Origin of the sequence: Actinoplanes sp. HUAS TT8 (assembly GCF_051380535.1) — a bacterium.
Lineage (GTDB): Bacteria > Actinomycetota > Actinomycetes > Mycobacteriales > Micromonosporaceae > Actinoplanes.
Window position 1 is genome coordinate 8,411,587 of sequence record NZ_CP195646.1, and the last position, 12,989, is coordinate 8,424,575.

Genomic DNA, 12,989 nt, shown 5'->3' on the forward strand with positions numbered 1-12,989 from the left:
CGCTCCAGAGTAAGCGCTCTTGGCCGGACTTGCCGCTCCCGGAAGCTGTGAGCAGGCTGAAAATGACACCTGTCATGGGTACCGGACCAGGGTCGGTGGTAACCGGTGAGCAACAAACGCCCCAAAAAACGAGCGGCCGCGACGGAGAGTCGCGACCGCTTCGTTATGTGTGCCCGGGGCGGGTCTCGAACCCGCACGCCTGTTAGGGCAGCCGCTTTTAAGGCGGCCGTGTCTGCCATTCCACCACCCGGGCGGGCCTGCGAACACCGTAGCTGGTGCCACCCGGGTGATGGGAACGGCCTGGCCGTCAGCGCGAGGCGGAGACGACCTTCTCCTCAGCCTTGGGCTTCGGCGCGACCGGCGGGGTCACCTCGAGGAACTCCTCGCGCGGGTGGTGCAGCTGGCCGAGGGCGACGGTCTCGCGCTTGAGCACGAAGGCCAGAACCCAGTCGGCCAGCACGCGCACCTTGCGGTTGAACGACGGGATCCGGCTGACGTGGTAGAAGCGGTGCATCAGCCACGCCGGGTAACCCTTGACCTTGATGCCGTAGACGTGCGCGACACCCTTGTTGATACCCAGGCCGGCGACGCCGCCGACGTGCTTGTGCCGGTACTCCTTCGGGGCGCCGCCGAGGACGACCTGCCGGATGTTGTCGGCCAGCACCTTGGCCTGCCGGACCGCGTGCTGGGCGCTCGGCGAGCACCAGCCACCCGGGTTGGTCAGGTCGGGGACCTGCGCGCAGTCACCGGCCGACCAGGCACCCTCGAGCACCTCGCCGTCGAGCGTGGCGACCTGCAGGGTGGGCAGGCAGTTGACGTGCCCGCGCGGGCCGAGCGGCAGGTCGGTCTGCTGCAGCATCGGCGACGGCTTGACGCCGGCCGTCCAGACCAGGGTCTCGGCGCGGAACGAGCCACCGTCGGAGAGCTCGATCTGGCCGTCGACACACGAGTTCAGGAACGTGTCGAGGCGCAGGTCGACGCCGCGGGCGGCGAGCTGGCGAGCGGCGTAGGCGCCCATTTCCGGACCGACCTCGGGGAGGATCCGGTTGGTCGCCTCGACCAGGATGAAGTGGACCTCCTTGGGGTCCAGCTCCGGGTAGTACTTCAACGCGTCGGCGACCACGTCCTGCATCTCGGCGAGCGCCTCGATGCCGGCGAAGCCACCACCGACGAAGACGAAGTTCAGCGAGGCCTTGCGCACCTCCGGGTCCGGCGTCACGGCGGCGACGTCGAGCCGGTCGAGGATGTGGTTGCGCAGGTAGATGGCCTCGCCGATGGTCTTGAGGCCGATACCGATCTCGCTGAGGCCGGGGATCGGAAGAGTCCGCGAGACGGAGCCGGGCGCCACGATGATGTGGTCGTAGGCCATCTCGTAGGAGGGGCCGTCGATCGGCTGGATGGTCACGGTCTTGCTGGCGTGCTCGACCTTGGTGACCTCACCGGAGACGATGCGGCACTTCTTCAACTCACGGCGCAGCGGCACAACGGCGTGGCGCGGCGAGATGCTACCGGCCGCTGCCTCAGGCAGGAACGGCTGATAGGTCATGTGCGGCACGGGGTCGATGACAACGACCTCGGCGTGGTTCCGGTTCAGCTTCTTGGACAGGCGAAGGGCCGTGTAAAGCCCGACGTGGCCTGCTCCTACGACGACTATGCGCGGCGGATTCACGCCCCTATTCTCGCGCGCCGGTGGCAGTTCATGCGTCGTTCTGTGACCATCGCAACCTTGAAAGTCAAGTGTCGAACGACACATAAACTGCCCGAAATTCAGGTTCGCCTGGTAAGGCGGACCAAAAGAACTGTCACACCCGTCGCAGCAACCAATCCCACCAATGTCGCCAATTGGAACGCATCCCCACCAAGATCCGCAGTAAGGCCCAGAGCCAGCACTGTCAACACCGCGGAAATCAGCGCGACCAGAAGAGCCCGGCCCAGCCACAGGCCCGGCACATCGAGGTTCACCACCGCGTCGTACGGCAGCACGGCGGCCAGCGCGGTGAGGGTGTGACCGAGATAGAGCAGCGTGGCCAGGGTGACCACCCGCCACAGCGCGATCCGGGAGTCGTAACCGGCCGTGTCCACGATCCAGCCGCCCACCACGACCAGCGCGGCGAACGTGGCCGCCCCGCCGCGCGGCGCCATCGCCGGCCAGACCGCGATCAGCAGCAGGATCACCAGGAACTGGCTCGCCAGCAGTGCGGTCGGCCAGGCCACGGCCATCGCCAGCACACCGGCCAGGGCGATACCGCAGCGCACCAGCACCGGTACGACGGTGGCCCGGCGGACCACGGTGGGAATCCGGCTCAGTCGCCGGAGCAGTCCGGTCAGCACGTCAGCGCCCCCTCGGCGCGGCGGCCATCCGGGCCACGTCGCGCAGGACCAGGTCGAGACTGCCGGCGCCGGCCCAGGTGACGACCGGCACACCGTGCTCGCGCAGGCGGCCGAGCACGTTCTCCCGCTCGATCCGCCACAGGCGGGTGGCCAGCGGCGTCCACTGGTTGCGGACCGGCGGGGCGGTCTCCTCGGGCAGCGTGTCGACCGCGACGACGAACCGGCCGGCCTGGGTGAGCTGGCCCAGCATGTCGGCGGCGCGTGGGTCGATCAGCGGGGTGAGCACCACGACCAGCGCCGAGGTCGAGATGTGGTGAGCGCCCAGGACCGGCTCGTAGTCCTCCTCGACCGGGTCGGCCCGGACGTCGAGCAGCCACTCCAGGACGGTCAGGTACTGCCGGCGGCCGGAGGCGGCGCGCAGCCGGCGGGCGGTCGCACCGTACTCCAGCAGGGACACCCGGTCGCCGCGGTGCAGATAGTGCTCGGCCACCGCGGCGGCGGCCCGGACCGTGGTGTCCAGCACCGACGCGCTGCCCCGGACACCACCGGACCGGCCCACCTCGCCGAGCAGGTCGAGCAGCAGCAGCACCTCGGCGTCACGGTCGGACAGCGTGGACGCCACGTGCAGGTCGCGGGTGCGCAGCGACACCCGCCAGTCGATGCGGCGCAGCCGGTCGCCCGGGGCGAACTGGCGCACGCCGGCCAGCTCACCGCCCTCGCCCAGACGCCGCGAGCGGTGCGCGCCGACGAGACCGGCCGCGGCCGGCATCGCCTCGGTGGCCTTGAACGGCTCGGTCACCGGGTAGACCCGGACGCCCCGGGCCGGGGTGACGACCGGGCGGCAGGCCAGCAGCCCACCGCAGGCGGCGGCCCGGGCCGCGGCCGGGCCGACGTCCAGCCGGCCCCAGCGCAGCGCCTCGCCGGGCAGGTCGATCGCGGCCCAGCCGTCGGACGGCACGGTGATCGCGAACGGACGGTCGGCGTGCTCCAGGCGCAACCACGGCGAGGTCTTGGTACGGACGACGACCAGGTCGTACCCGAGCGCATCGGCGTTGCTCACGGTCAGCGCGGCCTGCACCGTCCCGCCCTCGACCAGGTGCGTCTCGTCGGCCGTGATGGTCACCTCGGGCACCGACACGGGCCGCCGGCGAAGGTTCAGCGCCGCCCCGATCGCGAACGGGGCGGCCAGCAGCACCAGGTCGACCCGGCCGAGCGCCACCCCGAGGAGCAGCAGCAGGCCGGTGAGCAGCACCGAACGGCCGAGCGCACGGGTCGGCGCCCAGCTCGGAGCGGCCGGTTCAGTCATGCCGCGCGTACGTCGGAAGCGCCCCGCTGGCCGGGGCCGGCACCGCGCTGAGCACCTCCTGCACCACGAACGCGGGGTTCACCTGGCGCAGCCACATCTCCGGGCGCAGCGTGATCCGGTGGGCCAGGGCCGGGACGGCGACGTCCTTGACGTCCTCGGGCACCACGTAGTCCCGCCCGGCCATCGCGGCCCGGGCCCGGGCCAGCAGGAGCAGCGCCAGCGAGCCACGCGGCGACGAGCCGACCAGCACCGCGTTGTGCTCGCGGGTGGCCGCGGCCAGCGACACGATGTAGCGGCCGATCGAGTCCTCGACCGTCACCGACTCCAGCGCGGCCTGCATGACCTGCAGGGTGCGGGCGTCGACGACCGCGGCGAGCTGCGACTCCTCCTGGCGGCGGGACATCCGGCGGCGCATGACCTCCCACTCCTCCTCGGCGGTCGGATAACCGAACGACACGCGGAGCATGAAGCGGTCGAGCTGGGCCTCGGGCAGCGGGTACGTGCCCTCGTACTCGATCGGGTTGGCCGTCGCCAGCACGTGGAACGGCGGATCCAGCCGGTAGGTCACGCCCTCGACCGAGACCTGCTTCTCCTGCATGGCTTCGAGCAGGGCGGACTGGGTCTTCGGCGGGGTCCGGTTGATCTCGTCGGCCAGCAGCATGTTCGTGAAGACCGGGCCGGCCCGGAACGCGAAGTCACCCTTGCGCTGGTCGTAGAGGAACGAGCCGGTCACGTCGGCCGGCAGCAGGTCGGGGGTGAACTGCAGCCGGCGGAAGTCCAGCCCGAGGGCTTGCGCGAAGGAGCGGGCGGTAAGCGTCTTGCCCAGCCCGGGCAGGTCCTCCAGCAGGACGTGCCCGCCGGCCAGGATCCCGGCCAGCACCATCTCCAGGGCCTCCCGCTTGCCGACCACGACGCTGTTCACGGCGTCGAGGACGGCTCCGGCCAGGCGCCCGACCTCGTACGGGGGAAGGGCCTGTACGCCTGTCTGCGTCACCGGCGCACCTTTCTCACAGTCGTTCCATCGCTTGTACGTACGTCTCCAGGTCCCGCGTCTTCAACCCGTGCCGGCCGGGGTTGGACAGTACCGCCCAGGCCTGTTCGCCGAGCAGTTCCCGGGCCCGGGCCGGGTCGCCGGCCCGGGTTATGCCGTGCCGCAACCGCAGGCGCTCGTCGGCGAGTTCCCCGAGCACCGGCAAGACGTTACGCGCATAGGTGTCCGAGTCGGAGTGCGCCTTGTCGAGAGTTCGCTCCCAGCGGCGCACTGTGGCACGCAACGAGTCGACCGCGCGAGCCGACTCGCTGCCGCCCCCGGCCCCGGCGCGGATCGTGCGGGGTGGCCGGACCGCCGCGGCCGCGATCGTGACCAGGCGCAGCCCGGTCAGCAGGGCGATCACCAGCAGCAGCGGGGCGTGGACCGAACCGGCCCGCAGCGCGGCGACGACCACGACGGTGGCGGCGGCGATCAGGATCACGTTGCCGATCACCCGGACCGCGGGCGAGCGGCGTTTGCGCACCCGCGGTGCCGGCTCCGCGGACGGCGCCGCGGTCAGCTCGAAAAGCTCGCCCAGGCCCCCGTAGCTCATGCCGGAACACCCGCCCCGAGGTCGGCGCGCAGGCGTTCCAGAGCGTTCCGGGCCTGCTGGCGCATGCGGTCGTCGACGGCGTGGGTGGCGTACCGGGCCTCCCGGTACACCTCCATCAGCGCGGCCAGCACGGCCGCGTCCACCCGCTGCTCGGCCAGCAGGCGCCCGACCAGGTCGGTCGGGCTGTCGCCGGGCTCGCGCGGGGTGCCGGCCTCGGCGGCCGCCTGCTCCAGGCGCACCCAGCAGGCGATCACCGCGCGGCGCGGGTCCCGGTCGGCGTCGGAGAGCTCCTCCAGACCGGCGTCGAGCGCGGCGACCAGGTCCTCCGCGGTGTTGCCGGCGCGACGCGGGTCACGGCGGCCGGTGCGGCCCCGGCGGCGCTTGCTCACGTCGCGCAGCAGCGCCCACGTGAGGATCGCCACCATCGCGATCACCAGGACGGTGAGGAGCACGACGGTGACCGTGCCGAGCCAGTCGGGCAGGCCCCGGGCGGCCTCGACCGGGGTCTCGGTGGCCGGCGCGGCCGACGGGTCCGGCGTGGGCGGCAGCAGCGGGGCCTGCGTGGTCGGTGTGGTCGACTGCGGGGTGATCCGGTCCAGCTGGGGGGCCGATCGGGTCGCGGCCAGCGAGGTCACGAAGAGCAGCCCGATGACGGCGGCCAGGGGCCACCAGCGGCGCAGTTGTGCTAAGTCCATGCGGCTGCGATCAGATCCGTGACTCGAAACGGGATTCGGACAGGCGCATCATGCCAGGCCCGCCCGAGCCTTGGCACGTGTGAACACCGCGTCGAGCATGTCGGGGGTGAGCCGGCCGGTGAACGTGTTCTGCTGACTGACGTGGAAACACCCCAGAACCGGGGGTACGCCGGGCAGGCTGACCTCGGCGCCGTGCCCGAATTTCGGACGGGGGACGGGCGGGTTCACGCCGTACGCCATCTTCATCGCCGGCCACCAGGCGGCCCAGGCGAAGGCACCCAGGGTGACCACCACCCGGAGGGTGGGTCTGAGCAGTTCCAGCTCGCGGCGGAACCAGGGCGCGCAGGTGTCGCGCTCCTCCGGTGTCGGCTTGTTGTCCGGCGGCGCGCAGCGCACCGCCGCGAAGATCCGGGTGTGTCGCAGCTCCAGGCCGTCGTCGGCCGAGACGCTCGTCGGCTGGTTGGCCAGCCCGGCCCGGTGCAGCGCGGCGAAGAGGACGTCGCCCGAGCGGTCGCCGGTGAAGATCCGGCCGGTGCGGTTGCCGCCGTGCGCGGCCGGGGCCAGGCCCAGGATCGCGATCGGCGCGTCGGCCGGGCCGTAGCCGGGGACCGGCCGGCCCCAGTAGTCCTGGTCCCGGAAGGACGCCCGTTTGACCGCGGCGACCTCGGTGCGCCACTCGACCAGCCGGGGGCACGCGAAGCAGTCCGCGATGCCGGCGTCGAGCACGCTCAGCGAGGCGGCCTCGGCCGCCTGTGCGACAACCCCATCGGGGGTACGCGGTGAGGACTCCGACGGTTGCACCGGAGAAGCACAACATCCGTGCGGCCCGGTGATGCAACCGGGGGCGGTGTTCCAGGCCCGGAACACCGCCCCCGATCAGGTCCCGCCGCCGATCAGGCCTTGGCCTTCACGCAGAGCAGGTACTTGTCGTCCGCGCCGCTCGGGCTGGACAGAATCGCCGGGTCCTTGTCGGCCTCGGTGAAGAAGGTGTCGCAGGCGGTGCTGTTCACGTCGTCGACACCGGCCACCCGGCCGACGACCTGGAACTTCGCCTTCGAGTCGGAGCAGTCGACGACGTCGGCCTCGGTCTCGGTCTCCTTGTCGGAGAGCTTCTCGCTGACCGAGATGCAGTCGCCGACCTTGGCGTCCGCGGTCGGGTCGCTGGAGAGCGCCGAGCGCAGGGCGTACTTGGCCCCGAAGATCACCAGGGCGACCACGATCACGCCGAGGATGCTGAGCGCCTTCTTGCCGGCGCCGCCCTTCTTCGGGACGGTGGGCTCGACCGGGGAGGGCGGCGGGAAACCGGCCGCACCGGGCGGCGGGTACGCGCCGGGGGCGGGCGGCGGGTAGGCACCGGGAGCCGGCGGCGGGTAGGCACCGGGCGCTCCCGGGGTCCCCGCGTTCGGCGGCGGGTAGGCGCCGCCGGCGTTCGGCGGCGGGAAGGCCTGACCGCCGTGATTCGGGTCAACCGGGTTCGACATCGATGCTTCCTTTCGCGGACGACCACCGTCCGGTCGCTTGGCAGGCGAGGATAGCCATCGGCGGGAGCGTCGCGCGACCCCGTTCTAGCTGCGATTATCCAAGAACGCGCAGGGAGCGCTGTGACTTTCCTGGGAAAATCACACGGCGTGCCCCACTCGCGACCCAGGGGCAGCGAAATGTGTCCGAACGGATGGCCGGCGCTGCCCGTTCAGCCGCGGTGCCGTCACCTGGGCAACGCGGCCAGGCCGAACGCGATGCCGTCGAGGATGTCGTGCTCGGAAGCGATCACCGTGTCGTGCCCGGACCGCTCCAGGATGATCCGCATGATCAGGGCGCCGGCGCCGATCACGTCGGCCCGGCCCGGATGCATCACCGGCAGCGCCAGCCGCTGCTCGACGGTCATGGCCAGCAGCTCCTCGGTGACCCGGGTGACCTCGGCGCGACCGATCTCGCTGTGGTGGATGCGGGCCGAGTCGTACTCCGGCAGGTCCTGCGCCAGCGCCGCGACCGTGGTCACCGTGCCGGCCAGCCCGACCAGCGTGCGGGCCGCCCGGCCGTCCACCGCGGCCAGAGCGGTGTCGACCGCCGCGGTCACGTCCTTCTCGGCCGCGGCCAGCTCCTCGGCCGTCGGCGGGTCGCCGTGCAGGTGGCGCTCGGTCATCCGGACGCAGCCGATGTCCACGGAGAGGGCCCGCTCGACCGTGTCGGTGCCGGTGACGAACTCGGTCGAGCCGCCGCCGAGGTCGAACACCAGGAACGGCCCCGGGGCGGACAGGCCCTTCACGGCGCCGAGGAAGGAGAGCGTGGCCTCCTCCTCGCCGGTGATCACCTCCGGGTCGATGCCGAGCACGCCGCGGACCATGTCACGAAAGTCCTGCGCGTTCGAGGCGTCCCGGGAGGCGGAGGTGGCACACATCCGTACGGCGACCGCTTTTGATCTTTCAATTTCGGCGGCGTAGCCGACCAGGGCGAGCCGGGTGCGCTCGATCGCGGCCGGGGCCAGCATCCCGGTCCGGTCGACGCCCTCGCCCAGCCGGACGATCTCCATAGTGCGCACGACGTCGGTCAGCCGGTCGCCGTCGACGTCGGCGATCAGCAGGCGGACCGCGTTGGTCCCGCAGTCGATGGCGGCGACCCTCACAGGTGAAGCAGCATTCTCGTGTTTCCCAACGTGTTCGGCTTGACCCGCTCCAGGTCCAGGAATTCGGCCACACCCTCGTCGTACGACCGCAGCAGCTGCTCGTAGACGGCGTGCGGCACCGGCGCGCCGTCGATCTCGGTGAACCCGAAGGCGCCGAAGAACCGGGTCTCGAAGGTCAGGCAGAACACCCGGCGCACGCCGAGCTCACGGGCCTGATCGAGGAGCGCGGAGACGATCTTGTGACCGATTTTGTGCCCACGGTGGCCCGGATGGACGGCGACCGTCCGGATCTCCGCCAGGTCCTCCCACATCACGTGCAGGGCCCCGCAGCCGACCACCGTGTCGTCGTCGCCGACCGCGACCCAGAACTCCTGGACCGACTCGAACAGGGTGACCGTCGCCTTGCTGAGCAGGCGACGATCCGTCGTGTACGTGTCGACCAGCGCGCGGATCGCCCGCACATCCCCGGTCCGGGCGCGACGGATCAGCATTCGTCTTGCGGGAGCTTGACGCACGGCCCCTCGACCCACCAGGGCTCGACCGCGTCGCGGACCTCGTCGCCGAACGGATTCACCCCACGGCCGGCGGCCAGCGCGTGCCCGAGGTGGACGTGCAGGCACTTCACCCGGTCAGGCATGCCGCCGGCCGACACGTTCCGGATCTCCGGCACGTCGGCGATCGCCTGACGACGGTCCAGATAGTCCTGGTGAGCCTTCGCGTAGTGGGCCGCCAGCTCGGGATCGGTGCTCAACCGGTCCTGCATGTCCCGCATCACGCCGGCCGACTCCAGGCGGCTGCACGCGGCGGTGGCATGTGGACAGGTCAGGTAGTACATCGTCGGGAACGGCGTGCCGTCGTCGAGCCGGGGCGCGGTCTCCACCACGTCCGGATTTCCGCACGGGCAGCGGTGCGCGATCGCCCGGGTGCCACGGGGGCGACGGCCGAGCTGAGCGGCCACGATGTCGAGATCGGCGGGGTCTGGTGCATCCATCAGTTCGAGGGCTCCGCGTCTGCGGCTCGGACGCTGTTCCACAGCGTGTCGTACCAGCGGTCCGGGACGGCCGCCGGGGTCTTCTGCTCGGAGTCGCGGGCCGCGCCGGCCGGGTCCTCATACACCAGCAGGGGGGCCTCGCCGCGACGTACGTAATAGAGGTCCTTGCGGGCCTGGATCCGGATGTACTCCTGGTCCTGCCATTTGGCCAGCTCGCCGGCGGTCGCCTTGATCTTCTCCTGCTGGGCGGCCTGCGAGCGCTGCAGCTGGGCGATCTCGGACTGCTGCTGCAGATAGACCTTGATCGGGTACGTATAAGCCAGCGCCAGCACGACGAAGACGGCCAGCAGGACGGTGGCCCGGCCGGTCAACGCGCGGGGACGAGGAGCATCGGTGCGGCGGGCGGCCGGACCGCCCGACTGCGACGTACGCCGGGAGCCGGTCGGGCGGGCCGTGCGGGAAGTCGGCACCCGGACGGTCGGGCGGGCCTCCACCCGGATCGAACCGGTGGCGCGGGCGCGGGACGACGTGCCGGGGCGACCGGCGGTGCCACCCGAACGACGGGACGGACCCTGACCGCTCGGCATGCGACGCTGTGTCATCTCCACCCCTCCCCCACAACCGTCACGGATTGTGGCACCCGAGTGGGCCCGGGTGCCACTTCCACCATGATGGCCGGTCGGGTGTTACGCGACCCGGTAACGCGGGAACGCGCCCGCACCGGCGTAACGCGCGGCGCTCTCCAGCTGCTCCTCGATGCGCAGCAGCTGGTTGTACTTGGCAACCCGGTCCGAACGGGCCGGGGCGCCGGTCTTGATCTGACCGGAACCGACGGCGACCGCCAGGTCGGCGATCGTGGTGTCCTCGGTCTCACCGGAGCGGTGCGACATCATCGTCTTGAAACCGGCCCGGTGGGCCAGGTCCACGGCGTCCAGCGTCTCGGTCAGCGAACCGATCTGGTTCACCTTGACCAGCACCGCGTTGCCGGCCGCCTCGGCGATGCCGCGGGCGATGCGCTGCGGGTTGGTGACGAACAGGTCGTCGCCGACGATCTGGATCTTGTTGCCCAGCTCCGCGGTCATCGCGCTCCAGCCGGCCCAGTCGTCCTCGGCCAGCGGGTCCTCGATGGAGACGATCGGGTAGTCGGCGGCGAGCTTCGCGTAGTAGGCGATCATCTCGTCGGTCGACTTCGGGGAGCCCTCGAAAACGTACGCCCCGTCCTTGTAGAACTCGGTCGCGGCGACGTCCATGGCCAGCACGATGTCGCTGCCCAGGGAGAAACCGGCGGCCTGGACGGCCTCGGCGATCAGGTCCAGCGCGGCGGCGTTGGCCGGCAGGTTCGGCGCGAAGCCGCCCTCGTCGCCCAGACCGGTGGACAGGCCCTTCTTCTTCAGGACCGACTTCAGCGCGTGGTAGACCTCGGCACCGGTGCGCAGCGCCTCGCGGAAGGTCGGAGCGCCGATCGGGGCGATCATGAACTCCTGCACGTCGACGTTGGAGTCGGCGTGCGCGCCACCGTTCACGATGTTCATCATCGGGACCGGCAGGACGGCGGCGTTCGGGCCACCGACGTAACGGAACAGCGGGAGCTCGGCGGAGAGCGCGGCGGCCTTGGCGACGGCCAGGGAGACGCCCAGGATCGCGTTGGCGCCCAGCTCCGACTTGGTGTCGGTGCCGTCCAGGTCGAGCATCTTCTGGTCGATCAGGCGCTGCTCGCTCGCCTCGTAACCGATCAGCTCGTCGGCGATCTTGTCCTCGATGTTGGCGACGGCCTTCTCGACACCCTTGCCGAGGTAACGGCCCTTGTCGCCGTCACGCAGCTCGTGCGCCTCGAACGCGCCGGTGGACGCCCCGGACGGAACCGCGGCGCGGCCGACCGTGCCGTCGTCCAGGCCGACCTCGACCTCGACGGTCGGGTTGCCACGGGAATCCAGGATCTCGCGGGCGACGATCGCTTCAATGGTGGCCATTTGTGGTGTCGCTCCCTAAGCGTTGTACGAATACCGTTTCGGTCCGCGACCCTGCGGGCCGACCACGCCAGTGAGCGTATCGAGCCGACCGGCCGCGCGTTCGGCCGCCCGCCCAAGTTCACCGCGCGGTATGCCTCAAAACCGGGGCCCGCCTGCCGAAACAGGGGGCACTATGAGCAGCAGCCTGTTTCCCGAGGACGGCTCACGCGTCGAGATGGAAGCCGGGGGCGATATCCGCCCCGGCGTCCGGATCGTGGCCGCCACCGACGCGGCCGTGACCGTCTCGCTCCCCCGCGCCCACCTGCCCCGGCAAGGGTCCACGGTGATCCTGCGCTGGTCGGCCGCGCCCCGCGGCCGGTACGTGGTGTCGGCCACCGTCGCCACCGCCGACGAGAACCGGGCCGAGCTGCGCCTGGCCGGTGAGCCGGAGATCGTCCAGAACCGGCTCTACGTGCGCGGCGGCGGTGGCGAACCGATCGTGATGACCCGATCCGGGCACCCCGACGCCATCGGCTGGATCCACGACATCAGCGAGCGGTCGGTGCGCGCCCACTTCACCGACGTCGAGGTCCGGCCCGGGCACGAGGTGGCCCTGCGGGCGCAACTCGGCGGCGACGTGGTGGAGTTCACGGCCACCGTCACCAAGGCCAGCGCGATGCGCCAGCAGGTACCGGTCCGCGGGCCGCTGTCGGTGGAGATGGTCGCGCTCTACGACCCGCCCGAGTCGGAAGCGAAGATCATTCGCCGATATGTCATGCGCTATCAACTCATGATGCGCACCAAAGCCGCCGAGTCCGCGTGACGAACAATTCCGGTCTCTATTGACCGGCCTATATCGTTTGCGCGCCCCGGACCGGTGGACCAGGGTGGAGAACGTGGCCTGCCGTCGTTTCGTGAATGCTTTCCTGGCCCTCGGCGCGATCCTCGCCACGACCGCGTGCACCGACCTCGACCGGGCCAGCGCGGCCGGGGTCGGTCCGGCCGACGCCGTCCTCGACATCGCCGGCCAGCTCGCCGACTCGGCCGGCCTGACCTACACCGCGACCTACCGCCTGGGCGACGGGGGCACTGCCCACATCATTCAAGCCCCTTCGCGTACGGCCTATCGCTGGCCCGGCGGTCGTCTGATCGTCACCCCGGAGGCCACCATCCGGTGCGCCGCCACCTGCGTGACCGGCGCCCCGGGCCCGGCCGAACCGCTCCCCGCGACCGGGATGATCACGCCGGGCGCGGTCGAGGCGAAACTGCGGGCGGCCGCGGCCGACCCGGCGCTGGCGATCACCGAGCGGGACACCACGATCGCCGGGCGGCACGCCGCCTGCGTGAAGCTGACCGGCGCCTTCGAGGTCTGCGTGACCGGGGACGGGACGATGGCCGCCCTCACCGGCGTGCTCGCCGGCACCACGCTCGACCTCACTCTCACCGACCTCACCCCGACCGCCGACGACGCCGCCTTCAAGCCCTGAACCCCCTGGCCCGAACCGCTCGGA

The 12,989-nt window shown here is 71.3% G+C and carries 15 protein-coding genes and 1 tRNA gene; 2 read left to right on the forward strand and 14 right to left on the reverse strand.

The genetic code is table 11. From position 1 onward, the window contains the following. Positions 1–170: 170 nt before the first annotated feature. The 14 genes from ACSHV8_RS37245 to eno form a co-directional block, all read right to left on the reverse strand. Positions 171–253, reverse strand: a tRNA-Leu gene (locus tag ACSHV8_RS37245). 54 nt (positions 254–307) lie between these two features. Further along, positions 308–1,669 carry an NAD(P)/FAD-dependent oxidoreductase gene (locus ACSHV8_RS37250; RefSeq protein WP_436523722.1) on the reverse strand — a complete coding sequence of 454 codons (1,362 nt, stop codon included), beginning with the start codon at positions 1,667–1,669 and terminating at the stop codon, positions 308–310. 98 nt (positions 1,670–1,767) lie between these two features. Beyond that, positions 1,768–2,331 carry a hypothetical protein gene (locus tag ACSHV8_RS37255; protein WP_436523724.1) on the reverse strand — a complete coding sequence of 188 codons (564 nt, stop codon included), beginning with the start codon at positions 2,329–2,331 and terminating at the stop codon, positions 1,768–1,770. Between the two features lies 1 nt (position 2,332). Continuing rightward, entirely contained in the window at positions 2,333–3,637 is a 1,305-nt protein-coding gene (locus tag ACSHV8_RS37260) for a DUF58 domain-containing protein (RefSeq protein ID WP_436523726.1), read from the reverse strand. Then, entirely contained in the window at positions 3,630–4,631 is a 1,002-nt protein-coding gene (locus ACSHV8_RS37265; RefSeq protein ID WP_436523728.1) for an AAA family ATPase, read from the reverse strand. The genes ACSHV8_RS37260 and ACSHV8_RS37265 overlap by 8 nt, the downstream gene beginning before the upstream one ends. Positions 4,632–4,644: 13 nt before the next feature. Further along, entirely contained in the window at positions 4,645–5,220 is a 576-nt protein-coding gene (locus ACSHV8_RS37270) for a hypothetical protein (protein WP_436523730.1), read from the reverse strand. Continuing rightward, the gene (locus ACSHV8_RS37275; protein ID WP_436523732.1) at positions 5,217–5,915 is read right to left on the reverse strand and encodes a DUF4129 domain-containing protein; all 699 of its coding nucleotides are present in this window, start codon (positions 5,913–5,915) and stop codon (positions 5,217–5,219) included. The genes ACSHV8_RS37270 and ACSHV8_RS37275 overlap by 4 nt, the downstream gene beginning before the upstream one ends. Positions 5,916–5,963: 48 nt before the next feature. Next, entirely contained in the window at positions 5,964–6,716 is a 753-nt protein-coding gene (locus ACSHV8_RS37280) for a uracil-DNA glycosylase (RefSeq protein WP_436523734.1), read from the reverse strand. 92 nt (positions 6,717–6,808) lie between these two features. Further along, on the reverse strand, positions 6,809–7,396 hold the full coding sequence (locus tag ACSHV8_RS37285; protein WP_436523736.1) for an LppU/SCO3897 family protein: 588 nt from the start codon (positions 7,394–7,396) through the stop codon (positions 6,809–6,811). 224 nt (positions 7,397–7,620) lie between these two features. Further along, on the reverse strand, positions 7,621–8,538 hold the full coding sequence (locus tag ACSHV8_RS37290) for a Ppx/GppA phosphatase family protein (protein ID WP_436523738.1): 918 nt from the start codon (positions 8,536–8,538) through the stop codon (positions 7,621–7,623). Beyond that, the gene (locus ACSHV8_RS37295) at positions 8,535–9,029 is read right to left on the reverse strand and encodes an amino-acid N-acetyltransferase (protein WP_436523740.1); all 495 of its coding nucleotides are present in this window, start codon (positions 9,027–9,029) and stop codon (positions 8,535–8,537) included. Before ACSHV8_RS37295 ends, ACSHV8_RS37290 begins: the two co-directional genes overlap by 4 nt. Continuing rightward, a complete protein-coding gene (locus tag ACSHV8_RS37300; protein WP_436523742.1) occupies positions 9,023–9,529 on the reverse strand; it encodes a DUF501 domain-containing protein in 507 nt (168 codons plus the stop codon). Before ACSHV8_RS37300 ends, ACSHV8_RS37295 begins: the two co-directional genes overlap by 7 nt. Then, positions 9,529–10,131: an FtsB family cell division protein gene (locus ACSHV8_RS37305; RefSeq protein ID WP_436523744.1), complete on the reverse strand. Its 603-nt coding sequence runs from the start codon at positions 10,129–10,131 to the stop codon at positions 9,529–9,531. The genes ACSHV8_RS37300 and ACSHV8_RS37305 overlap by 1 nt, the downstream gene beginning before the upstream one ends. 84 nt (positions 10,132–10,215) lie before the next feature. Continuing rightward, positions 10,216–11,499: a phosphopyruvate hydratase gene (eno, locus tag ACSHV8_RS37310; protein WP_436523746.1), complete on the reverse strand. Its 1,284-nt coding sequence runs from the start codon at positions 11,497–11,499 to the stop codon at positions 10,216–10,218. Between the two features lie 172 nt (positions 11,500–11,671). Between eno and ACSHV8_RS37315 the strand changes: the two genes are divergently transcribed. Together ACSHV8_RS37315 and ACSHV8_RS37320 are read left to right on the forward strand one after the other, a co-directional pair. Next, complete coding sequence (locus ACSHV8_RS37315; RefSeq protein ID WP_436523748.1) at positions 11,672–12,301, forward strand: hypothetical protein; 630 nt, start codon at positions 11,672–11,674, stop codon at positions 12,299–12,301. 91 nt (positions 12,302–12,392) lie between these two features. Continuing rightward, complete coding sequence (locus ACSHV8_RS37320) at positions 12,393–12,965, forward strand: hypothetical protein (RefSeq protein ID WP_436523750.1); 573 nt, start codon at positions 12,393–12,395, stop codon at positions 12,963–12,965. The last annotated feature ends 24 nt before the right edge of the window (positions 12,966–12,989 follow it).